The sequence below is a fragment of the Ruegeria sp. AE4 genome, assembly GCF_056542185.1.
The window spans coordinates 31,754-54,278 of record NZ_JBQFZK010000006.1; the positions used below are offsets into that span (position 1 = coordinate 31,754).

At 54.4% G+C, this 22,525-nt stretch carries 18 protein-coding genes and 2 pseudogenes; 14 read left to right on the forward strand and 6 right to left on the reverse strand.

All coding sequences use genetic code 11. The annotated features are described in order from the left end of the window. Positions 1-2: 2 nt before the first annotated feature. Both ACR0EK_RS10215 and ACR0EK_RS10220 read right to left on the reverse strand, forming a co-directional pair. Complete coding sequence (locus tag ACR0EK_RS10215) at positions 3-677, reverse strand: phosphatidylserine decarboxylase (RefSeq protein ID WP_480773855.1); 675 nt, start codon at positions 675-677, stop codon at positions 3-5. 84 nt (positions 678-761) lie between these two features. Beyond that, positions 762-1,145, reverse strand: a complete 384-nt coding sequence (locus ACR0EK_RS10220; protein ID WP_480833471.1) for a hypothetical protein — start codon at positions 1,143-1,145, stop codon at positions 762-764. Between ACR0EK_RS10220 and ACR0EK_RS10225 the strand changes: the two are divergent. Further along, positions 1,126-1,614 (forward strand): annotated as a pseudogene (locus tag ACR0EK_RS10225) (IS110 family RNA-guided transposase); the annotation flags it as partial. The gene ACR0EK_RS10220 and the pseudogene ACR0EK_RS10225 sit on opposite strands and share 20 nt — an antisense overlap. Positions 1,615-1,917: 303 nt before the next feature. On the opposite strand, the pseudogene ACR0EK_RS10230 reads toward ACR0EK_RS10225, so the two are convergent. Then, a pseudogene (locus tag ACR0EK_RS10230) lies at positions 1,918-2,076 on the reverse strand (IS6 family transposase); the annotation flags it as partial. 107 nt (positions 2,077-2,183) lie between these two features. On the opposite strand from ACR0EK_RS10230, the gene ACR0EK_RS10235 reads away from it, so the two are divergent. Continuing rightward, on the forward strand, positions 2,184-4,007 hold the full coding sequence (locus tag ACR0EK_RS10235) for a caspase family protein (protein WP_480967790.1): 1,824 nt from the start codon (positions 2,184-2,186) through the stop codon (positions 4,005-4,007). A gap of 25 nt (positions 4,008-4,032) precedes the next feature. Here ACR0EK_RS10235 and ACR0EK_RS10240 read toward each other — a convergent pair whose 3' ends face one another. Both ACR0EK_RS10240 and ACR0EK_RS10245 read right to left on the reverse strand, forming a co-directional pair. After that, positions 4,033-5,847, reverse strand: a complete 1,815-nt coding sequence (locus tag ACR0EK_RS10240) for a CHASE2 domain-containing protein (RefSeq protein ID WP_480899791.1) — start codon at positions 5,845-5,847, stop codon at positions 4,033-4,035. A gap of 98 nt (positions 5,848-5,945) precedes the next feature. Continuing rightward, positions 5,946-6,596, reverse strand: coding sequence for a DUF928 domain-containing protein (locus ACR0EK_RS10245; RefSeq protein WP_480899789.1), 651 nt, complete (start codon positions 6,594-6,596; stop codon positions 5,946-5,948). A gap of 222 nt (positions 6,597-6,818) precedes the next feature. On the opposite strand from ACR0EK_RS10245, the gene ACR0EK_RS10250 reads away from it, so the two are divergent. Both ACR0EK_RS10250 and ACR0EK_RS10255 read left to right on the forward strand, forming a co-directional pair. Then, the gene (locus ACR0EK_RS10250) at positions 6,819-8,594 is read left to right on the forward strand and encodes a caspase family protein (protein ID WP_480967802.1); all 1,776 of its coding nucleotides are present in this window, start codon (positions 6,819-6,821) and stop codon (positions 8,592-8,594) included. 133 nt (positions 8,595-8,727) lie between these two features. Beyond that, on the forward strand, positions 8,728-10,425 hold the full coding sequence (locus ACR0EK_RS10255; protein ID WP_480899785.1) for a caspase family protein: 1,698 nt from the start codon (positions 8,728-8,730) through the stop codon (positions 10,423-10,425). A 397-nt stretch (positions 10,426-10,822) separates the two neighbouring features. Here the strand turns inward: ACR0EK_RS10255 and ACR0EK_RS10260 are convergent, their stop codons facing one another. Then, entirely contained in the window at positions 10,823-11,476 is a 654-nt protein-coding gene (locus ACR0EK_RS10260; protein ID WP_209506749.1) for a GntR family transcriptional regulator, read from the reverse strand. 208 nt (positions 11,477-11,684) lie between these two features. Between ACR0EK_RS10260 and ACR0EK_RS10265 the strand changes: the two genes are divergently transcribed. The 10 genes from ACR0EK_RS10265 to ACR0EK_RS10310 all read left to right on the forward strand — a co-directional run bounded on the left by ACR0EK_RS10265 (position 11,685) and on the right by ACR0EK_RS10310 (position 22,372). After that, positions 11,685-12,767 (forward strand): Gfo/Idh/MocA family protein, encoded by a 1,083-nt coding sequence (locus ACR0EK_RS10265; RefSeq protein ID WP_480899783.1) that lies wholly within the window; start codon positions 11,685-11,687, stop codon positions 12,765-12,767. A gap of 100 nt (positions 12,768-12,867) precedes the next feature. After that, positions 12,868-13,878, forward strand: coding sequence for a sialic acid TRAP transporter substrate-binding protein SiaP (locus ACR0EK_RS10270; RefSeq protein WP_480483577.1), 1,011 nt, complete (start codon positions 12,868-12,870; stop codon positions 13,876-13,878). 30 nt (positions 13,879-13,908) lie between these two features. Then, the gene (locus tag ACR0EK_RS10275; protein ID WP_480483576.1) at positions 13,909-14,484 is read left to right on the forward strand and encodes a TRAP transporter small permease; all 576 of its coding nucleotides are present in this window, start codon (positions 13,909-13,911) and stop codon (positions 14,482-14,484) included. Continuing rightward, positions 14,481-15,776: a TRAP transporter large permease gene (locus tag ACR0EK_RS10280; protein ID WP_480899780.1), complete on the forward strand. Its 1,296-nt coding sequence runs from the start codon at positions 14,481-14,483 to the stop codon at positions 15,774-15,776. The genes ACR0EK_RS10275 and ACR0EK_RS10280 overlap by 4 nt, the downstream gene beginning before the upstream one ends. Next, positions 15,776-17,662, forward strand: a complete 1,887-nt coding sequence (locus tag ACR0EK_RS10285) for a bifunctional sugar phosphate isomerase/epimerase/4-hydroxyphenylpyruvate dioxygenase family protein (protein WP_480483575.1) — start codon at positions 15,776-15,778, stop codon at positions 17,660-17,662. The genes ACR0EK_RS10280 and ACR0EK_RS10285 overlap by 1 nt, the downstream gene beginning before the upstream one ends. Then, the gene (locus ACR0EK_RS10290) at positions 17,604-18,536 is read left to right on the forward strand and encodes a shikimate dehydrogenase (protein ID WP_480967791.1); all 933 of its coding nucleotides are present in this window, start codon (positions 17,604-17,606) and stop codon (positions 18,534-18,536) included. Before ACR0EK_RS10285 ends, ACR0EK_RS10290 begins: the two co-directional genes overlap by 59 nt. Beyond that, complete coding sequence (locus ACR0EK_RS10295) at positions 18,533-19,348, forward strand: citryl-CoA lyase (protein ID WP_480899776.1); 816 nt, start codon at positions 18,533-18,535, stop codon at positions 19,346-19,348. Before ACR0EK_RS10290 ends, ACR0EK_RS10295 begins: the two co-directional genes overlap by 4 nt. Next, positions 19,335-20,525 (forward strand): Gfo/Idh/MocA family protein, encoded by a 1,191-nt coding sequence (locus ACR0EK_RS10300; RefSeq protein ID WP_480967792.1) that lies wholly within the window; start codon positions 19,335-19,337, stop codon positions 20,523-20,525. The genes ACR0EK_RS10295 and ACR0EK_RS10300 overlap by 14 nt, the downstream gene beginning before the upstream one ends. After that, on the forward strand, positions 20,515-21,189 hold the full coding sequence (locus ACR0EK_RS10305) for a hypothetical protein (protein WP_480899771.1): 675 nt from the start codon (positions 20,515-20,517) through the stop codon (positions 21,187-21,189). The genes ACR0EK_RS10300 and ACR0EK_RS10305 overlap by 11 nt, the downstream gene beginning before the upstream one ends. After that, the gene (locus ACR0EK_RS10310) at positions 21,182-22,372 is read left to right on the forward strand and encodes a Gfo/Idh/MocA family protein (protein WP_480899768.1); all 1,191 of its coding nucleotides are present in this window, start codon (positions 21,182-21,184) and stop codon (positions 22,370-22,372) included. The genes ACR0EK_RS10305 and ACR0EK_RS10310 overlap by 8 nt, the downstream gene beginning before the upstream one ends. The last annotated feature ends 153 nt before the right edge of the window (positions 22,373-22,525 follow it).

Consider the following 22,525-nt stretch of genomic DNA (forward strand, 5'->3'; position numbering starts at 1 on the left):
ACCTACTTTTCATTGGGTGTGTGCAAACTGGCAAGGATAGTTTCGCCGGCAATCATCGTTTGCCCGACACGCACCTGCGGCTCCACGCCATCTGGAAGATAAACATCCAGACGGGAACCGAAACGGATCAATCCAAATCGCTCTCCGGTTTGAAGCGCGTTGCCAGGTTTCACAAAGCAGACGATCCGTCTGGCCACTAGGCCGGCAATCTGGACCACAGCCAGGTCCTGACCATTCCTCATTCGAATACGCAGGCTGTTGCGCTCGTTATCGGCACTGGCCTTATCTAGGGATGCGTTGAAAAATTTGCCGGGGCGGTAGGCAACGGCGGTGATCTCACCTTCAATGGGCGTGCGGTTCACATGGCAATTGAAGACGCTCATGAATACACTGACACGAGTGAGGGGCGTGTTTGGCATCCCAAGCTCACTCGGCGGCACTGCCGCTTCGATTAGCGAAACCACCCCATCCGCCGGGCTGACAATCAAGCCTTCCCCTGTCGGTGATACGCGTTCGGGGTCGCGAAAGAAATAGTAGCACCAGACCGTAAGGCCGACGCCAATCCAGCCCAGAATGTCGGACAGGAGAAACAGACCGACCGTGATGGCGGCAAAGATCGCGACAAACCGAATGCCTTCAGGGTGCATCGGTTTGATGAACGTATCGCGCATGCGCATCGTAAGCTTTCCCCGAGGTCAATTGATGGCACTTTCATAAGTGGATTGCTGGGGAACGCAAGTGTAGCGGGTGCAGACGATTCATTATTTCAGATATCTGATCCAAAGGGCTTGATCGTCTGAATCTCCGCGCACTTCGGTAACTTCAGCTGGGTTGAGGCCAAATTCCGTAACCAAGTCTTCGACCTGACCCGATTGGAAGCTATCGAGGCTTCGTACAAGTCCGCCTTCTTCAAATGCGATCAATTCGTGAGATCTGCCGGACCACCGGACGATCCCGCCACAGAGCGTTCTAAGTTCCATATCGACCAGTTCTGCAACCGGGGTCGGCAAAGAAATCGCTCCATTTGAGAAATCCTGTACGGTTCTGAAGGTGTAGAGGCCCCCGCTGGCCTCGGTGTGCCATTGTGGGTTTGCAAACAACCTGAATGGAGGCCTGCGCCAGTGCTTAGAAAGGCTGATCAGCATGTTGAACCAGCTGGAGGGTCAGATCAAAGAACTGGATGCCGAGATTGCCCGCCGCGCGCGGTCAAATGAAACGGCACGCCGCCTTATGACGGTGCCTGGAATTGGTCCGCTCATCGCGACTGCGCTGGTGGCCCTCGCCCCGCCGCCGGAAACGTTCCCGCGAGGGCGCGACTTCGCGGCTTGGCTCGGGCTGGTTCCAAGACAGCATTCAACAGGGGGCAAGCAGCGCCTCGGCGCAACGACAAAGATGGGAGAACGTTCGCTCAGGCGGTTACTGATCAACGGTGCCAACAGCGTTGTTATGTGGCGTTCACGTAAGAGAACGGAAACCGATCCCTGGCTTGCCCGCATGATCGAACGCAAGCCGCCACTGCTGGTTCGCGTGGCCCTTGCGAACATGATGGCGAGGATCGTTTGGGCCTTGATGAACACAGGGGAAGTCTACCGGGCTCCGGCTGCCAACGCGTAAGGCGTCTGTGGCCGCGAGGCGGCGGAAACGGAAGAGGACAATGGACGGTATGGCATAAGGATCGTGAGACCGGGTCGGAAAAACCAGCTTGCGACAGAGTGCTTTGAGCACGTGGTTCTGAATTGGACCGGATCCGCTAACACCATAGGGGCCAGCGGCATGTGCAAACGCCGCGCAACAGGCCGAACACATGTCAGTACCCGAACCGATGCAATTACCGGTCAAAATTACCTCTTGTGTTTTGGGCGTCTACACGTGTCGCAAACTTAAATGAGATTAGCATTGTCAGTGCTGACGAGCCGATTATCCAGCCAATCTGGCAAACTGTTGAAATGGAGAGAGTCCAGGCGTGAACTGACCTTTGCGGATCATGTTGACCAGTTCGATACCAGCCAAGGCAGATGCTGCTGAAGTGAACGACTTGAATCCCAGCGTAGGCCTGATCCTTCGTTTGATGAAACGGGAAGTTTTAGCGCGGTTCATACGAAAAAGTTGGCGGCACACCTGGCAAATTCTTTGTAGCCTTATCGCGATTCGATGTGGATTATGTTAAAGTAACTGCGGCTTTCGTGGACGAAGTTATTATGCTAGTACACCTTGTTTTTCTAGGTTTTTTGCGGCTTAGGTCTAGCCTCATCGCTATTGTGATGTTCGGACCTGCTATTGTACTGGCGGACGTATCTGATGTCAGACGTACGGCGCTTGTCATAGGAAATTCGCAGTATGAGTACGTTTCGAATATTCCGAACTCGGCAAATGACGCCCGGGATATAGCAGCAGCGCTTGGTCGGATAAGTTTTAATGTGACCGAATTATACGATCTCGACTATCGCCAAATGCGGCTGGCCCTTCGGGATTTTTCCGACAAGGCTGCGACGGCCGACGTGGTATTGGTCTATTTTGCGGGTCATGGCATCGAAATAGACAACACTAATTACCTGATTCCCACCAACGCGGAACTCAAAAGCGACAAGGATGTGGAATTCGAGGCTATACGGCTGGACTCGGTACTAAATTCGGTATCGACGGCGAAAGGTCTCAAACTTGTTCTTATTGACGCCTGCCGAAACAATCCGTTCCTTTCTGATATGGAGCGCACAACCGCGACGCGGTCGATCGGGCGCGGATTGAGCAGTATTGACCCCGGAGGTGTTCTGGTCGGCTATTCTGCACGCGGTGGAACTTTGGCTTTGGATGGAAAAGGTCGCAACAGCCCATATGCCGAAGCGCTGCTTGAACATATTGAGGTTCCCGGGCTGGAACTTGGGAAATTGTTTCGCAAAGTCCGGGATTCAGTCTTTAAACTTACCGATGGGTACCAAGAGCCCTTCACTTATGGCTCATTGCCAGGGCGGGATATATTCCTTGTCCCTGCAGCGGCCAAGGTACCTTCCATTTTAAAAGAAACGCCTGCGCCTGTTGCCGAGTCCTCGCCTGAAGATGAGCGTGAAAAATCTGCCCAACGCGTTCTGCGCGAAGCGTTAAAGTTGGATGATCAAACGGTCAAGTTGGGCGCTTTGAAGATGATCGCGCAGCTCTATCCAAATACACGCGCTGGTCAATATGCGGCTGACGTAGCCGATGTGCTCAGCCGTTCACAACCGATTAAGAACAACGCCAGCGTGCCTACAGAGTCTGCTGCCGCGTCCCAAAGCCCGATCAACACGACGAACCAGGAAAACGTCGCGGGGCAACAACCAGATCCAGCCCTTGTGGCAGAAAAGGATCTTAATCTCAGCCAAAACGACTATCGCAACATTCAACGTGGCCTGAATTTCCTAGGGTATTCAGCCGGGCCTGTTGATGGGATATTCGGTACGCGCTCTCGTGCGGCACTAAAGCAATTTCAGAGCAAAAGCGGTTCGACCAGAACGGGGTATCTGACAGCGCAAAGCCTTGCTGTGTTAAAGAACGTCGCAAAGCCGCCACCCTCGGCGCACAGCGAGGAACAAACGAGCGGCGAAACGCTTGCTGCCTTGCCGAAGACGACCCAAACCGGCGCAGTAGCGAACAGCTACCATGGGGATTACTCAATCGTGGTCAGAAGACGACCCAATCCAAACTACAATGACCCTGAGCTTGCTAAGGATCGGCCCAAAATAGTGTTGCAGATGGTGTACCGGAAGTCGTCCGCCGGGTTTCAGATGATCAGCGCTCAGGATCTGACGGAAGGTGGTGAAAATCGACCAAAACGATTTCGCGCATCGTTATCAGAAAAGGGGCGGTTGCGTATTTCGGGAAATACAGGGTACCTGTTTGGTAAAGTAAGAATTGTCCCCTTCTCGATTACTCAGAGAATTCCTGCAGACTTTTCCAAGGGGCAAACCCTCCACTCCAACCAAGGCCAGTTCGACAAAGCCTTTTTCATGGATGTGACGATAACAAAACGTTGAAACTCACAACACGAAGTATTCGCAGCTACTCGGGTACGCGCCTGTTGAGTTCAACTACTTGAATTTCTGTCTCGCCATCATCGTGAATGAAACTCGCAGCCACTGGCCATCGTCGTTCAGCGTCCACAGTTTTTGCCGTCGCCATGGTCATATAAATGGGACGAAACCCATCGGCATCCGGTGCTAGGGTCTTGATCCAGCTTTCCAGGCGTGCAGCGACATTTATCGTATCACCGATGACGTTATAATGCATGGATCCGCTGACACCCAGTGTGCCACCGATTGCTTCTCCGCTGTTCAGCGCAATCCGTAGCTTGTATGCACGTTGATTTCGAAAAGTGTTATTAAGTGATGCCACGGCTTCGCGCATGGCGTTGGCACAACGTAGTCCGGCCTGCGCGTCCGATTGCCTTTGCTCGTGTGTTTCGCTTGGAATTGGCGCGCCAAACACAACCAGTATGCCGTCTCCTGTATATTTCTCGACAAACCCACCATGCGCGCGAGCGATTTCACCCAGCCGATCAAGAATTCGCGCGATCCACGTCATAAACTCGTCTGCATCCATCGCATTCCCGGCGAGGGTCGACCCTTCAATATCCGCAAGCAGCGCCGTAACATACAGCTGTCGAGATCGGGGCTTTCCACCCGACATTAGATTTTTGCGCTGCTTCCAGATCTCAGCTGACAACTCTTCGGACAGATGAGATGAAAAAACCTGTGCGATCGCGCGTCTTTGGTTGCGCGAAAAGCCTGAGATGATCCCAAAGCCGAAAAGAAACCCGAAAGTCCAGCCCAGCAGAGAAGGCGCGACAGGCATTAACAACGCGAACTGTTGAAACATGGACAACGTAATCGTTAGCAGGACGCCACCTATCCCAGCCAGCAACACCGCATTGCCGGTGACCCTGACGAAAACAGACACGCAGGCACCTAAGAAGACCGAAGCGAGGATGATGAACGCAGGGAACTGACCGTCCAACGCGCGCAGCGGAGAGGCTTGGCCGTTGAAGTAGTCAATCAACTGTTGAACGATGGCGGCATGAATTTCGGCACCAAAGGTAAAATCTGACCCGGTTGATCGGTTGAGTGGTGTTGAAAAGTAATCTTTTACGGAATGACTGGTAACGCCGATTATCACGGCATTTCCCTCAAAGCGATCCAGCCCAGTTTGAGTCAGAATCTCTGCGGCGGGAACACTGCGCGTGATCGGCAATGCATTTTTGTAATCAATGACGATTTGATAGCCTGACGTATCCACGTTGCGGAACAGGTTTGCACCCGGGGCCAAGGGTTCTACAACTGTATCGCCAAACATCAAATAGCGCGGATTGTCGGGAGCGCTTTTCAATGCGGGTTGCCCGGTATGGGTCGCGGCCAGATGCATAGGCAGTGACAGGGAAATACCATCGTGCGTATTTACTAACAACAAGGCGCGTCGGGCAACGCCATCAGGGTCAATTGGAATATCAGCGAACCCAGTGTGCGTGCCCGGCGGCGCTGAAATGCCAGCAGTCTCGCTATCCTGCAATTTCGAGATCACGAAAACTCTGGGATCGCTCAGCACCTCAAGTAAGGCGTCCCGACCTTCACCTGCCGGAACGTCCCTGTAAATGTCGACGCCCACCGTAGTTGCACCAGAGGCGAGCAAGGTGTTTACAATCTGTGCCAATTGCCGATCGGGGACAGGCCAACCCCATTCGCTCAAATCTCGGTCGGTGATGGCAACCAGATAAACGTCTGCTATAGGTTCATCCGCCGCAAAGGCCGATATTGTCCAATCGTATTGGAGAAGCTCAAGTGACTCGAGCATGCCTTTTTTCCGGAGTTCGACCAGAGGCATGCCGACAATCAGTGTAATGACACAGACCAACACCCAGCGTTGCCAAACCGGCATGAGCGATGACGTTCTCTGCCATGCATGCTTTTGACGCTTCGATGTCACTGACCTACGCCAGCTGAGTTCAGCAATTGTTCGAGTTCGGCTGGGTTCGTCGCCTGCACACGGCCGCTGAGGCCTATATCCACAAGTTCAGAGAGCGCATCGAACCACAGACCAGCTGCGGCCGGGGTGTCGGATCTAAATTCTTCCGGCAAACGCTCGATCAATCCTGATGTTCGTTCGACCACCGCGTCGGTGTTTGGATCGAGCAACTCGAGTTGCAAAAGATAAACTCGGTCGGTGTCCAGCACAATATTTGACCTACTGAGGTCCAGACCGTAATCGCCGGGTGGGAAAGGGCCACTGATGTGTAACTCTGTTGCAGTCATCCCGGATGGGCCCAGTTTGACGATTACATTTCCTCGATGGCCGCGAGTTAGCCGCCAGATCAACGGCGGAAAGGCTTGAGTTGTTAGCCCACCGTCTGCTGGAACCAGTAGCAATAGGTCAGAAGCGGCATCCGAAGGTATATTCCGGGTGCCTGCGCCCATTCGATCTTTTGGCGTACCTATTTTGGGAGGAACAAACACAATTTCTGCGGACGTGTCGGTGTTTTTCTCATCGCCGGAAGCTAGCGCAAAACCGCTGAGAAAAAGGCCTGCAGCGAGTACGAAGACAGAAACAGCTATTGATACCCAATTCCACGACACAAGACGCCTCTCGAAGAAAACTGCAAGTGTATCCGCTTTTTGAAGGTTTAGCGTAGGCTTGAAACTACGTTGAGTCCAGTTCCTGCTCTGTCTCGCTTCAGCTGATCCTAAGCTCGGTGGTCAGGCAATTTTATGCTAAAATAAGGATCTGTTCGGTTCAGAGTCGAGTCTGTGCTCATGGTTCCTGAAAGCAAATGGCGAAGCGGCGCCTCGTGTTTGTTGGTGGTTTGTTTGCTCTTGATCTTGCCGCTTGCGGCAGAGGCTAAGGGCAAGCGCGTCGCGCTTGTAATAGGTAACTCCGCCTATCAATACGTCCCGGACCTGCGCAATCCGGCCAATGATGCTGAGGACATATCTAAGGCGTTACAGCGCATTGGGTTTGAGGTTACACAGCATCAAAACGTGAGTTACACCGATATGCGCATTGCATTGCGCGACTTTGCCGAAGCCGCAGCCGATGCGGAAGTGGCGCTTGCGTATTTCGCGGGCCACGGAATCGAAATTGAGAACACAAACTATCTGATACCCGTGAATGCCGCGCTAAAAAGTGATCGGGATGTAGAATTTGAAGCCATTCGTCTGGACGCTATCGTGAATGCCATTGCTGGCTCGTCGGCTCTAAGTATCGTGATTGTTGACGCATGCCGAAACAACCCGTTTTTGGCCCAGATGAAAAAGGCCTCGAGCACTCGTTCAATCGGGCGCGGTCTGGCCGCAGTTGAACCAAGAGGAGTCGTGGTCGGATACGCGGCCCGAGGTGGGACTCTGGCGCAGGATGGCGACGGCCGGAACAGCCCTTACGCGCAGGCGTTTCTGGAACATGTTGAAGAACCGGGAGTGGAACTTGGTAAACTGTTCCGCAAGGTGCGCGACCGCGTGGTCGCACTGACCGACGGGTATCAGGAGCCTTTTGTCTATGGCTCACTACCGGGCGAGGACATTTTTTTGGTCCCCAAGGTAGAACAGGCTGCATTACCCTTCCCTGACCTTCAGGAGTCTGACGAACCAGTCTTGCGGCCGCAGGTAACTCAGAAAAACGCGCTGGCCGCAGCTATGAAGGTGAACACAGTCAGGGGGTGGGATTTGGTCGCCAGATCCTATCGCGCTGCAACGTTATCCGAGCCCGAAATACTGAAGCGGATGGCCCAGATCACACCTGCCTGGACCAGAAAAAGCGGGCGGCTCGATGAGATAGAAGCCGCGCTCTTGCCGGGCCCTGCTCAGAAGAAGGAAGTACAACAAAGTCTTAACAACTCAGGCTTCGACGTTGGTACACCTGACGGAGTTTTCGGACCGCGGACCCGATCAGGCATCAAGGCGCTTCAGGCCAACTTCGGGTTAGAACCAACCGGATATGCCGATCTTGCTGTCCTGTCCGGTTTGGGGATCAGACCGCTGGCGGATGATGGCGCGAGTTTTATCAGCAATCCCTTTGCTGTCCGACAGGATATATCCGAACTGGAAGTGTTAGGTGAATCCGAAGAGGTCACGCAAATTCTTGGCTGTTTGGGCCTGCGTAAAAGCGTCTATGGTACGTTTCGCGGAAACCTATATATTGCGCTGGTTTATTCAGGCAGTGTGCAGAGTGCGCGCAGCGAGGCGCAAAAATGTGGCTTGGATTTGGCCGCAATAACATCGGCTGCAGAGAATGCGTTCATCGTCCGGATGATTTCAAGTGACCCGGCTTTCTTTGAATTGGGATACGACAGCAAAACGAAAATCAGCTACAAGGCCGGACCCTATTTCGGGTTCAGAAAGGACCCCAAAGAAGACGGTGCCATCATCGGATGGCGATGGTTCAGCGGAGAACCCGTGAGCTACACCAACTGGTTGCCATCCAAGCCAAACAAAACTCACGGCAAAGGCAGAAAATCATTTGCCCAATTTCAGTACGAAGCGCGAGGACGGCGCGACCTTGATGATGTGACCCCAACAAAATGGTTCGATGGCTCTGGATGGAATGCGCGTTCTGTGGTCTTGGAAGGTTCTCTGAAATAACGCGCTCTGCCCAAAGGGTTTCAGCGAAGCTATTTTTTTTTGAGGATACGCTGGCAATCGGATCGGCATATTCGATTCAATCAGGTTATGTGGTAATGTTCAGGCGTCTCAATTTGTTCCGATCGGGGGCAGTTTGTTTAACAGTTCATTTCAATACCCTTTCAGGACATTCTTATGGCTGATAGGCTTTGCGATTTGGTTCTCGGTTTCGCATGTTGCGCACGCGGACACCAAACGGGTCGCATTGGTGATTGGAAATGCCGAGTATCAACATGTCGCCAATCTTCCAAATGCAGGCAATGATGCCTCGGATCTGGCCAAAGCCTTGCAACGGATCGGTTTCACGGTTTGGCACAATCAGAATCTAGATTACCGTGGTCTCCGCATTGCGTTGCGCGACTTTGGTCGAGCGGCGAAAGATGCGGATATGGCCATCATCTATTTTGCGGGTCACGGGATTGAGATCGAAAACACAAACTACCTTATTCCTGTAAACTCAGAACTGCGCAGCGATCAGGATATCGAATTTGAAGCGATACGGTTGGACTCCGTCATCAGTTCTTTGTCGGGTGCCGATGGGTTAAAGGTCGTTTTGATCGATGCGTGCCGGAACAACCCATTCCTGAGCACGATGGAAAGAAATGGCGGCACACGCTCCATCGGTCGCGGATTGGGTCGTATTGACCCCAGCGGAGTATTAGTAAGCTACGCAGCCAAGGGTGGAACGTTGGCTCTTGATGGAGAGGGGCGTAACAGCCCGTATGCCACAGCGCTGCTAAAGCACATCGAAGAGCCTGGGCTGGAACTAGGTAAAATGTTCCGCAAGGTCCGCGACACCGTATTTAAGTTGACAGATGGGTTTCAGGAACCTTTCACCTACGGTTCTTTACCGAGCCAAGATATCTACCTAGTTCCGGTGGCAGCGCCCATGCCGCCGGAAGCCAAGCGTGTCGGGTCTGACAACCGTGAAATCTACGCTGACTTTGAGTTGGCTCGTTCACTCGGAACGCTGGATGCAATTGAGTCCTTTCTAAACCGTTATCAGGAACAGAATGATCACTTTGCGGTAACGCTCGCCCTTTCGCTTCGGGATGATCTGCGTGAGAAGGCAAGGCAACAAGCTGCTCCTGACGACAACCCCAGAACGAACGACACGGAAGTCGCCGTTGTGGCTCCGCCGGACAATCCGACTGAGGAAGCACAGACACGCAGCCTGGTCCGTGACATTCAGAGCGAATTGAACCGCGTCGGATGCAGCGCGGGCGCGGCGGACGGCGTTGCAGGTCCTCGCACTAGAGCGGCATATACCAGATACCGGAACGCCCGAAAAAACCTGGGGCTTCCGGCGGAAGGTCTGAACCAACAACAGACCCTCATTGCGCTTAAGAAAGAACCGGGTCGCGTTTGCAAGGAAGTTGCGGTTGCTGTAGGTTTAGACGGTGATTACGTCATCTCCATTCGGCGTAGATGGGATGATGACTATTGGCAGACTGCAACGCGCGGCGACGAATCCTACTACCCCGGAAAAATCGAACCACTCGCGTCATTGCGGATCAATCGGAAAGGCAGCAAAGTGACTCTGGTGTCCGCCCAAGCGTTTACTGGAGGGGGTCCGTGGTTCAAGGATTTCCAGGGGTCATTGGATGACAACGGTCAACTGAAACTCCGTTTCACCCTAAGCTCACATTTTGGTCCACCGGTGACGCCCTACAAGGTTCGAATTGATGTAAAATTGCCTCAAGGACTGCAACCCAACCGACGCCTCGTGTATGAGCCACGACGTATCGACGGTCAGTTTTTCCTGAATTTCCTGGTTAGACGTGCGAACTAGCTTCCAACGGAAATCCCAAGATGACGAGGGTCGACAAGAGCGGCATGAATACCAAGCTACGTGCCGTTTGCGCCAAAGTTGCAGAGACCGATTTCCTCTACTACGAAGTCGGCCATCGGCTTGAGAGCCGTTGAAAAAGGAATTTCCACTAAATCAACTGAAGTAGCTGCATGTTGTTGTAGAACTCCGTACCCTGCCATGAGGTCGGTGATATCGGAAGGTGGTGGGCGGGATCCCAGCGATCGGCAGCTATGCGGGCTGCACCACCAGCATTCGGCTTCGACGCTAAAGGTCCGGTATGGGGCGCTCACAAACTTCTCGATTTAGATGTGGAATCTTGAGGTATTCCCTGCCAAATCGACCTGAAGACGTCGAGGCACACAATCAGCATGCCGCCTTACATAGCCTCCAACGTGTGGGCGAGGCCATTTCTGATGTGATCTTCCAACAGTTTCTTGGCTGTATCAGCGTCTTTGGCCAACGCGGCATCGAACATTCGTTTGTGTTCTTGGGCTGCAACCTCACCTCGGTAGGTCAGTACGAGCATCTGATAACGAAGGTACTTGTCATAAATGATTGAGTGAAGGGATAAGAGGTTCTTGGAATTACAGGCTGCAATCATCGCTTGATGAAACTCTGAATCGTACCTCTTCCAGGTTTCCTTTTCAGAGTCATCTCCCTTGAGAAGCCGTTGCTCCATCAAATGCAGCTTATGATGCGCAGCGACCAGGTTGCCTTCCCAGTCCGTGTCGCCATTCGCAATGGACAACTCCAACGCGTGGCATTCCAGCAGAACGCGCAGTTCTGAAATCTCGGTCAGGTCTTCTCGTGAAACTGGCGTGACCAGGAAACCCCGTTGCTCAGGAGCTTCGACAAATCCGTCGCTGGCGAGCCTGTTCAGCGTTTCACGAAGTGTCGAAAGGCTTGCCGAATAGCGTTCCTTCAAGGCGTCCAGCTTCAGTTTGGAGCCGGGCTGCAGCTCCCCGAAGATGATGTCCCGCTTGATGCGCTGATAGGTGCTTGCACCTATCGTAGACGGCTGTTTCGCCATGCGTTTCACCCGATATTTTTAGTTTCCTCGTTCAATTAGCATTTTTTTGAGACATCAGCAATCCAAACTGATGTATGGTATAAATAATAATATCATACATTATTGCGGAATCGCGAAAACCCCAATACGGTCGTGGCCAAATTGGGCAAGGCAGCCTGATCGCAATCAACGGTTTCGGGATTTTCCGGACCCTCCGGAAGGAAGCAAAGTGTCTAAGAACTTTCGCATTGCCATTGTCGGCATTGGTCTTGTTGGACGCCGCCACGCAGACGCTATCCGAGCGTTGCGCCATGTTGATCTCGTTGCGGTAGTCGACCCCAGTGATGACGGTCGTGCTTACGCCGTTGAGCACGGGGTCGCATGTTACGAGACCCTCGAGAAAATGTTTGCAAATCAGACGCCAGACGGAGCTGTTCTTGCGACCCCGACCACGCTTCATGTTGAACAAGGCCTCACGTGTGTTCGACACGGTTGTCCTGTTCTTGTCGAAAAACCGATCGCCGTAGAAGCCACCGCTGCACTTGAGCTTGTTCAAGCTGCGGAGAAGGCCAATGTGCCACTGATGGTCGGTCATCATCGCAGACACAATCCTTTGATCAGGTCGGCTAAGGAAGCAATTGTCGATGGAAAGATTGGAAATGTGCGCGCTGTCCATGCGAATTGCTGGTTCTATAAGCCAGACGAGTATTTTGATACTGCGCCCTGGAGAAAGAAACCCGGTGCAGGGCCCATCTCGGTCAATCTTGTCCACGATGTGGATCTGCTGAGGTACCTGGCCGGAGAAGTTGTGACCGTACAGGCTCAGTCGGCTGCATCGCAGCGGGGCTACGACAACGAAGATGTTGCTGGTGCGCTGTTGACATTTGAAAGCGGGGCGATAGGGACCATAAGTGTGTCCGACAGCATCGTTGCTCCATGGAGCTGGGAGATGACGTCTCAGGAATATCCAATCTATCCTTCGACCACAGAGAGTAGCTATATGATCGGTGGCTCTCATGGTTCGTTGTCCGTTCCCGATCTTCGCCTGTGGAGTTACCAGAGTGAGCAACGGGACTGGTGGACGCCTATCTCATCGACCGCGCTGAAGAAGGGTGCGTCTGACCCTTTGGTCAATCAGCTCAGGCACTTTATTGAAGTAGCCCGGCACGAAGCAGTGCCGATTGTGTCTGGATGGGAAGGTTTCAGAACGCTTCAAGTTATTGAAGCTATTCAGAATTCTTGCAGAACAGGTGAAACGGTCAGGATCAAAAACTTACAAAAAACACCAATGGTAGATATGACAGTAGTATAAAATATCAGATATTTTGCAAAAAATCTTGCAAAATTTCCAAAATAGGGCAAAACTCTGAATCGCAAAAAAGAAGCATCATGATGTCTCAGGGAGGAGCAAAGTGATTACCAAACTTACCCGCCGGGCTGCTGTATCAGCCCTTGTTGCAACCGGTGTTCTGTTTGGCGCGACAAGCGGTGCGCTGGCGGAAGACAAAGTGCAACTTCGCCTCGCAACATCAGGATCGGAGACCGACCAGCGCTCGGTCGCTATGGCCGAGGTTTTCGCGCCGATGGTCGCTGATTTTGCAAGCTACGAGCCCAGCTATAATGGAACCATCTTTGCCCAAGGCACCGAGTTGGATGCCATCAGCCGGGGTAACCTGGAAATGTCGATCACCTCGGCGCAGGAACTGGCACAGTTCTTCCCCGAGTTTTCGATCTTTACCGCAGGTTATGTCCACCAGGACGCCGCGCATCAGGTGGCTGTCTTCAACGATCCCTTGATGGATGCCTTTAAGCAGAAGGCCGAAGAAGAATTAGGCGTCAAACTGCTGTCGGTCATGTATCTGGGCCGTCGTCAGGTGAACCTGCGCCAGCCCAAGGATGAGCTGACAGTCACGACACCCGCAGATTTGGAAGGCGTGAATCTGCGGATGCCGGGCACCGACGCATGGCAGTTCCTTGGCAAGGCGCTGGGTGCCGCGCCGACACCGATGGCCTTCTCCGAAGTCTATACCGCGCTGTCGACCGGTGCCGTTGACGGGCAGGATAACCCGTTGCCGACCGTCGTCGACGCCAAGTTCTATGAAGTGACCAATCAGATCGTCCTGACATCGCATCTGGTCGACCTGAACTATATCGCCATCGGCAAAGAGGTTTGGGACGGGCTGACACCGGAACAGCAAGCCAAGGTTCAGGAAGCTGCGGACGCAGCAGCTGAATCAGGCCGCCAGAAGCAGCTTCAGAAAGAAGAGGATCTTGTCAGCTTCCTGAAAGAGCAGGGCATGGAGATTTACGAACCCGATCTCGCTGCGTTCCGCGATCAGGTACAGTCTATGTATCTGGACAGCGAATTCGCTGGCTCATGGCCCGAAGGCGTTCTGGATCAGATCAACGCTCTGGGCAACTGAACCCAGTAAGACAGGGGAGGGAGAACCATAATGAAGGCCTTTATGAAGGGGTTCTCCCGACTGACCGAAGCGATTGCCGGCGGGATGCTGGCGGCAATCTTCCTTATCTTCCTTCTCCAAATTCTACTACGGTACTTCTTCACCCCAGCAGGCTGGACGCTGGAATTGATCGGCATTCTTTGGGTCTGGGTGATTTTCTTCAGCTGCGCTTTCATCGTGCGCGAACGGGATCACGTGAAGTTCGACATCATCTATCTTTCGGTGCCGATGCGCGTACGGCAGGTCTTTGCGATGCTGGCGGCCGCAGCGATCGTAGTCGGTATGCTCTACAGCTTCCTTCCGACGTGGGACTACATCGACTGGATGAAAATCCGCAAGACATCGACTGTCCGCAATCCGTTCTCCGGTGAGAAGATTCCGCTGCGCACAGTATTCTCGATTTACGCGGTATTCATGCTGGTCGTCGCAGCGCGCTACGCGTGGCTATTCTTCGACGTCATGCGCAATGGCCCACCAAAGACAGAGTTGGAACTGGTCGTTGGGTACAACGTGGTTGACGATCATCCCCGTGTCGACGTCGAAAAGGATGAGGAAGTTAAGAAATGAGTTTTGAACTTCTTTCCTGCCTGCTCGCTCTCTTTCTTCTGGCAGGCATCGGGACACCTATCGGCTATTCCATCCTCCTGGCCTCATTAGTGTACCTGGGCACGGCCGGACTGGACGTCGCCCTCGCGGGCGAGAAGATCCTGCAAGGTTTTTACAAAAGCACGATCCTGCTTGCCGTGCCTTTGTTCATCGTCGCCGCGAATATCATGAACGCTGGATCGATCACGGACCGTCTTTTGAACTTCTGCGTCGCTGCTGTCGGTCGTTTCAAGGGCGGCCTCGGGCACGTAAACGTGGTAGCGTCACTGATCTTTTCGGGTATGTCCGGCTCGGCCGTCGCGGATGCTGCGGGGATCGGGAAGATCATCATTGAAATGATGACCAAGGATGGCCGCTACAGCCGAGGCTACGCAGCTGCAATCACGGCGGCGTCGGCAACGATCGGCCCTATTATTCCGCCCTCTATCCCGATGGTTTTGTACGCGCTCGTTTCCAAGGCCTCTATCGGGTCCTTGTTCTTGGCTGGCATTCTGCCCGGCCTGATCATGGGCGTCGTTCTTATGGCGATGAACTATTATCTGGCCGGTAAGCGGAACTTTGCATTGGAGAAACCTGTTCCGCTGCGCGAGTTGCCGGCTAAAACCGCCAACGCGTTCCCGGCACTGCTGATGCCCGCAATCCTGCTCTACGGCATATATGGGGGCGTCACCACTCCGACCGAAGCTGCCGCCGTAGCTGCATTCTACGCCCTGCTACTGGCAGCGTTGTTCTACCGAGCGCTGACCTTCCGCGGCCTTTATCAGGTGTTCGTCGATAGTGCGCGCTCTTCCGCAGCCGTCGGGGTTGTCATTGGTGGCGCGTTCATTCTGAACTTCATCGTCATCCAGGAACAAATACCGCAGTCTATCTCGGCGCTGCTGGAGGGTTCCGATGTTAGCCCGATTGTGTTCCTGATCCTCGTAAACCTGCTGATCCTCGCGCTGGGATGCGTGTTAGACGCAACAACGATCATCCTGGTGATTGTGCCCCTGTTCATTCCAACCTGCGAGGCGCTTGGGATTGATCTGGTGCATTTCGGGGTGCTGGTCGTCGTGAACTCGATGATCGGTCTGATCACGCCGCCCTATGGCATTCTGCTCTTTGTGATCAACGCCGTGACGGACATTCCGCTACGCGAAATCATCTCGGAAATCTGGGCCTTCCTCGCGGTTCTCATCTTCGCCCTGGTGATCATGATACTGATGCCTGATTTGGTCCTGTGGTTGCCGCGTATGTTTGGATATCAGGGATAATGTGCCTCTCGGTTTCGACAACGTCGATCCCCGGTGATCTGGCCGAAAAACTAAGCACTATCGCTGACGCGGGATTCGGGGGTGTCGAATTACACGAACCGGACTTGACCGCTTTTGACGGGCCGCCATCGCAAATTCGGAACATTGCATCAGATCTCGGCCTGAAGATTTGCCTGCTGCAACCTTTCCATAACCTTGAAGGTCAGTCTGGCGGCGGACGGGAGCGCGCCTTTGATCGACTGAAGCGCAAACTCGACCTGATGAGCGAATTGGGTACGGATCTGCTGCTAATCGGGTCCGCATTCGAGGTCGATGCCGCTGCGACCGAAGAACAGGTAATCGCAGATCTTGGCGAGGCGGCCGAAATAGCAAAGGCATTGGGGTTGCGTCTGGCCTATATGGGCTTGCCATGGTCGGATCTTATTCACTCGGATGAACAGGCGTTAGGCGTCGTTGAAGCTATCGACAGCCCTTATTTGGGGTTGGCCTTGAATTCCTTCTTCTCGCTTGCCGACGGGTCCAAACCAGCCCGCCTTCGGGACATTCCCGGAGATCGGCTGTTCCATGTGCAGCTATCCGATGCACCCCGACTTGAGATGGATATTCGCAGGCTCAAACGGCACTTTGGGCTTCTGCCGGGGCTTGGGTCGCTGAACCTTGCGGGCTTTGTGCGGGTGTTGTCCCGCGCTGGGTACAAGGGGCCTTGGTCTATTGCGCGTGTCAATGAAGCAGCTCCTCAACCCGGTGGCCTGACACTGGCCCGAGACAGCTACAGGTCGCTGGTGAACCTGTTAGATGAGGTTTCCCGGACCGAACCGGGAACAGATTTCGGCATCCCGGACCTGCCGGAACGCGTCTATGCGTCAGGCTTCGAATTCGTCGAATTTACAGCCGACGAAACAAGCGGCGCGCAGCTGGCAGATATGCTGTCAGCAATGTGTTTTCGAATGGAGCGAAAACACGTAACCAAGTCCGTCGAGCTGTGGCGGCAGGGCGCGATAAACATCGTTGTAAATACCGAAAAGGAAGGTTTCGCCCATTCGGCGTTCCTGGGTCACGGCCCCTCCGTGTGTGACATGGGGTTGCGTGTCAAAGATGCGGATCAGACGGTTCAGCGAGCGACCGCGTTGGGCGCGCCGAATTTCTCACAGCCGGTAGGGACTGGGGAACTGGACATCCCGGCCATCCGAGGTGTTGGTGGCAATGTTGTCCATTTCATAGATGAGAAATCCGATCTGCATCGGGTTTGGGACATCGAGTTCGAGCCAGTCGCCAAGACCAAAGCGATCCAGCCTGCTGGTCTGCGCCGCATCGACCATCTGGCGCAGACGATGCGTAACGATGAGATGCAAAGCTGGCTGCTCTATTACATTTCGACTTTTGAGATGGCAAAATCTCCGATCGTGAACGTTGCCGACCCTTCAGGTGTTGTGCAAAGCCAAGCCATCGAGAGCCCCGAGGGCGAAGTGCGTTTAAACCTGAATGGTGCAGTTGGGCGTCGAACACTGGCGGCTTCATTCCTTGAAGACGGTTTTGGTGCCGGTGTTCAGCACATAGCCTTCCAGTCGGACGACATATTTGAAACCTCAGCCCAATTGCGGAAGTCCGGCTTTCCCAGCCTGTCCATCCCAGAAAACTACTACGCTGATCTGCAAGCGACATTCGGGTTAAGTGAAGACCTGATCGCCCAAATGCGCAGGGATAACATTCTCTACGACCGCGCAGCGGGTTCCGAGTATTTTCAGATCTACAGCCGACCTATCTTTAACGGCTTCTTCTTTGAAATTGTTGAGCGCCGATCTGGCTATTCCGGCTATGGCGCGCGCAATGCTGCGTTCCGATTGGCGGCCCAAGCGCGACACCACATGGCGGAAGGAACAACCTGAAATGAAGGCGGCACTAATCGGCCAAGGTATTGCTGGCTCCATGACGCCTGAGATGCACGAGGCAGAAGGTCGGGCGCAGGGTATCGATCTGAGCTACGGTAGGATCGACACTGCAAAAGAGCCATTTCGTGGAATGTCGGTCGCTGATTTACTGCATTATTCCGTTGAATTAGGCTGCGCGGCGGTCAACGTGACGCATCCCTACAAAGCATCAGTCATTGATCATCTTGATGAGCTTACCAAGACTGCTGAGGAGCTTCAAGCTGTCAACGCGGTGGTTTTTTGTGACGACCGAATGGTTGGCCACAACACCGACTACATAGGTTTCCACAGTGCCTTCGGAAATTCTTTGGGATCATCGAAGACTGAAACGGTTCTCATGTTTGGTGCTGGTGGCGCGGGCAGTGCAGTCTCTTTGGCTTTGCTTGATTCAGGTGTTCGAGACCTGGAGATTATTGATCCTGACCTCCGCCGAGCGCAGGCGCTGGTCAGTCGACTAGAGGTCTTGCGCCCTTACGCAAAGATTCAGGGTTCCCCTTCGATTTCGTTGGATCGGATCGAACTTGTGGACGGAGTGGTCAACGCAACACCACTTGGAATGGACAAGTACCCCGGAACAGTCATTGAACCATCCCTGTTGCGGCCCGATGCATGGGTGGCAGACATCGTATATTTCCCGCTTGAGACACACCTACTGAGCAGGGCCCGCGCAACTGGGTTGAAAGTGATGAATGGTGCTGGAATGGCGGTTCATCAGGCTGCAGCGTCTTTTGAAATCTTCACCGGCTGCACCGCCTCAATCAGTCGCCTTCAAAACGTTTTCGATTCACTTCGTCAGCAGCGCATGCGCGAGTTTAGAGGTGCAACGGTATGACAAACGACGAACAAGCAATCCGCCAATGGTGGCGCACATCCATCATTGACATGAAACCCGGCAAGATCGCGTTTCGTGGCAACGCAATAGAGGATCTGATCGGGAACGTTTCTTTCCCGCAGATGATCTGGCTGATGGTGCGGGGCGATCTGCCCAGCGACGCACAAGCGCGTCTGTTCGAAGCCGCTTTGGTCGCAGGCGTGGATCACGGCCCACAGGCCCCCTCAATCGCGGCGGCGCGCATGGCTGCCACCTGCGGGGTAGGTCTCAATAATGCGATGGCGACTGCGGTGAACATGCTGGGCGATGTGCATGGCGGAGCAGGCGAACAATGCGCCGAGCTTTACTATGATATCTCGGAACGCATGGATGCTGGGGCATCGCTGAATAATGCTGTTCAGGACGGTCTGGACAGCTGGCGCGAGACGTACGGCAAGATCGTATCGGGCTTTGGTCACAGGTTTCACAAGCCTGTCGATCCACGCGCACCACGATTGATGCAACTTGTTCGTGATGCGGCGGCAGAAGGCACAGTATCTGGCCGGTTTGCCGATATCGGAGAAGAGGTTCGCGCCGAACTCGGTCGTCAACGCGGCGGTCGGCCAATTGCCATGAATATCGACGGCGCGACAGCTGTGATCTTCTGCGAACTTGGCTTTCCTGCGCCCTTGTCGCGGGGGCTGTTCTGCCTGTCCCGCTCGGTCGGAATACTTGCCCACGCCTGGGAGCAGACGAGCCAGGGCGGTCGGAACAAAGGGCCTATGCCCCCAAATTACTTACCCCTCTACGAAGACAGGAATGATGACAGGTGAGACATCGAAATCCTTCCGGGTCGGCCTTATCGGCTGTGGTCGTATCAGCGATATCTATCTAAAAACACTATCTAAATTTTCCAGCGTCGAGGTCGTGGCTTGCGCAAGCCTTGACCCTTCTGAAAGCCGCGCCAAAGCGGATCAATACGGTATCGCCAAGGCCTGCACGCCAGGTGAAGTGTTTGACGATCCGACGATTGACTGCGTTCTGAACCTGACAATTCCGGCGGCGCATGCCGAAATCAGCTTGCGCGCGCTGGAGGCGGGGAAACACGTCTATTCCGAAAAGCCACTGGTCATGAACCGAACGGACGGTAAGGCGATCCTGCACATGGCCTCTGAAAAGGGGTTACTGGTCGGTTGCGCACCCGACACATTTCTGGGCGGTCGCTGGCAGACCGTTCGGCGCTTGATCGACGAGAGTGCCATTGGCAAACCAACAGGGATTTTTGCCCATGTCGGTACCCACGGGACGGAGCGCCACCATCCCAACCCGGATTTCTACTATAAGGCGGGTGGCGGGCCATTGCTGGACCTTGGGCCGTACTACCTGACCGCCATGATCTGCTGCCTTGGTCCCGTTGACCGGGTTGCCGGAATGGCTCGGCGCACGTTCGACAATAGGATGATCGAAAACGGCCCTCGCAACGGCGAATGGATAGATGTCGAGGTCGACACGCACTCCCTGAGCCTGCTGCAATTTGCGTCCGGTGCCATCGGGTCGATGACCATGAGTTTCGACATCTGGGACAGTGAAACGCCGCGGTTCGAGATCTATGGCGAAAACGGAACCATCAGTATCCCTGACCCTGACCCGGTTCATGGAGCCAACATCTTTCAGGGAGATGTCTGGCTGAAAACACGCGAAACCTCGCGTTGGTCGCATCAGCCCCGCCCAACCGGTCGCGAGGACTGGCAGGTGGTAGAAAACAAACACGGCTTCAACGAAGACAGCCGCGGGCTCGGCCTTTTGGATCTGGCCCTGGCGGCGCAAGAAGGACGCCAACCCCGTGCAAGTGGAGCGCTTGCCTACCATGTATTCGAGGTCATGGACGCGATTGAACGGGCGCCGAAATTTGGTGCCTATCAGACGATAGAAAGCCGTTGCGAGGCTCCGGAACCTTTGCCGGTCGATTTCCTGAACGATGAGAGGAAGGAGTTGGTCCATGCCGATTGAGACTCTCGACTTTGCTCAGCCATTCTTTCGCGTCCAGCACATAACTGACGAGCGCAGAATTTCTATAGAGGGTCGCGCCATCGTCCTTAACCTTGGGGGGCGAAATCTCTCTGTCGAGGATCAGACCATTGCACCGCTTTCGTCTGTGATCGTGCAAGACAGCACGCTTAGCGGCGTGGAACGTGCAGTCATTGTCCACGGTTTCGACGCCCATTCCAATGACAACGAGTTGTTCGCATGGGTGAAAGATACATGGCCATCTGCATTCGACGTCCGGCAAGAGGAACGCTTGCGTGGCGTCAGCCACTACATGTCGCCGAAGGTCTTCGTGGGTAACGTTGGACTGACCATGTACCATTCCGGCTCGGTCCCTTTGAATGTCGGATTGCATAGGGATCATCCGTTCTGCCCGGTACCAGGGTTTCGCGAAGTGCATACGCAGATCGTTGGCTTCGGCAAAATGCAGCAATGTCGCGAACGGGATGTCGAGACCCTGTATCTCGAAGAATTCATGGCCCCGGGCACGACCCACAAACCGATGTATGATGCCGAAGGCAACTATCCTTGGCATCAATACGAGACGATTACCCCCAGCATTTTCATGGCTGTGGAAATACTGCCCGAGGGCGTACGGGTCCCGGAAGCGGAGGTTGAGAATGGCTGAGAGACTTTTACCCGAAGACCTGAAGTTCGACGGCCCTTTCCCCCGGTTGTCTCGCCGTTTGCGGTTGGGCGTTGTTGGCGGTGGGCGTATCTCTGTCACGCAAGCATCGGCCGCGCGGATGACCGACCGGTGGGAGGTCGTCGCAGGAGCGCTCAGTTCTGACACAGCGCGCAGTAAGGCGCGTGGGGCCGAGTGGTTCCTGCCGGCCGAACGGTGCTACGCGTCGTTCGAGGAGATGGCACAGGCCGAGGCGGCGCGCCCAGATGGCGTAGATGCCGTCATGATCACGACCCCAAACCACGTTCATTTCGGCGTGGCCAAAGCGTTTCTGGAAGCGGGCATTGACGTGTTGTGCGACAAGCCCCTGACCAACGAAGTGGCCGAGGCCGAGGGGCTTGAGGAGATTACCGCGCGCACGGGACACATCTTTGCTGTCGGTTATGCGATGTCATGTTTTCCGGTGATACGGCAGGCCAAGCAGATCGTGGCCGACGGGGGCATCGGCAAAATCAACCAGATCCATGTCGAGTTCATGCAAGACTGGATGACGCCCGAAGATGTGGCCGATGCGCCTCATGTAAAGTGGCGGCTGGACCCCAATATTTCTGGTCCAACCAGCTGTGTCGGCGATATCGGCACCCATGCCGCGCATCTCGCCAGTTTTGTTTCCGGCCTGCCCTTGACCGACCTGCGGGCCGAGTTTCATGTCTGCGGCGCGCCAAAGCCTTTGGAAGACACGGTGTTCATGTTCACCCGTTACCAAAATGAAGTCCCCGGAACCTTGATGGCAACACGCCTTGCCCCCGGAAACCGGGGTGGGTTGCGCCTGCGCATATTCGGGAACGAAGGAGGCCTCGAGTGGGACCTAGAGAACTCGGAGCGGCTGAAATTCAATCGGTTTGGTGAACCGGATCATATCATCAGCCGAGGTCTCGGGCATGGTATCGGACCCGGCGCAGAACGTTTGGTCCGTACCGCGCGCGGCTTCCCTGAAGGGATTATCGAAGCCTGGGCCAACCTCTATACGGAACTTGCGATGGCCGTAGCCGCGCGTCGGGATGGCGTTACCGTTCCGGCCGATTGGCTTGCTTATCCCAGTGTCGAACAAGGCGCAGACGGTGTTCGATTCATTGACGCCTCTGTGCGCTCTCACCAGTCCGGAGGGGACTGGGTCACTCTCTAAGGGTCTGCCTACACGAATGTAATACACGCCCGGGCCGTTGCCCGGGCGTTTTCATTTCCTGTTCAGTATTAAAGTTGATATTTTAAAAAATAACAGATATTTTTGACTACGTGTGATGAATTTTAGATTCGCAGACACGTGGAGCTGTCGTTC

Excerpts from the sequence above, each read along its gene's own strand:
- ACR0EK_RS10215 (WP_480773855.1), bottom strand. The coding sequence starts at position 677 with ATGCGCATGCGCGATACGTTCATCAAACCGATGCACCCTGAAGGCATT.
- ACR0EK_RS10220 (WP_480833471.1), bottom strand. The coding sequence starts at position 1,145 with ATGCTGATCAGCCTTTCTAAGCACTGGCGCAGGCCTCCATTCAGGTTG.
- ACR0EK_RS10240 (WP_480899791.1), bottom strand. The coding sequence starts at position 5,847 with ATGCCTCTGGTCGAACTCCGGAAAAAAGGCATGCTCGAGTCACTTGAG.
- ACR0EK_RS10260 (WP_209506749.1), bottom strand. The coding sequence starts at position 11,476 with ATGGCGAAACAGCCGTCTACGATAGGTGCAAGCACCTATCAGCGCATC.
- ACR0EK_RS10275 (WP_480483576.1), top strand. The coding sequence starts at position 13,909 with ATGAAGGCCTTTATGAAGGGGTTCTCCCGACTGACCGAAGCGATTGCC.
- ACR0EK_RS10280 (WP_480899780.1), top strand. The coding sequence starts at position 14,481 with ATGAGTTTTGAACTTCTTTCCTGCCTGCTCGCTCTCTTTCTTCTGGCA.
- ACR0EK_RS10285 (WP_480483575.1), top strand. The coding sequence starts at position 15,776 with ATGTGCCTCTCGGTTTCGACAACGTCGATCCCCGGTGATCTGGCCGAA.
- ACR0EK_RS10290 (WP_480967791.1), top strand. The coding sequence starts at position 17,604 with ATGCTGCGTTCCGATTGGCGGCCCAAGCGCGACACCACATGGCGGAAG.
- ACR0EK_RS10295 (WP_480899776.1), top strand. The coding sequence starts at position 18,533 with ATGACAAACGACGAACAAGCAATCCGCCAATGGTGGCGCACATCCATC.
- ACR0EK_RS10300 (WP_480967792.1), top strand. The coding sequence starts at position 19,335 with ATGATGACAGGTGAGACATCGAAATCCTTCCGGGTCGGCCTTATCGGC.
- ACR0EK_RS10305 (WP_480899771.1), top strand. The coding sequence starts at position 20,515 with ATGCCGATTGAGACTCTCGACTTTGCTCAGCCATTCTTTCGCGTCCAG.
- ACR0EK_RS10310 (WP_480899768.1), top strand. The coding sequence starts at position 21,182 with ATGGCTGAGAGACTTTTACCCGAAGACCTGAAGTTCGACGGCCCTTTC.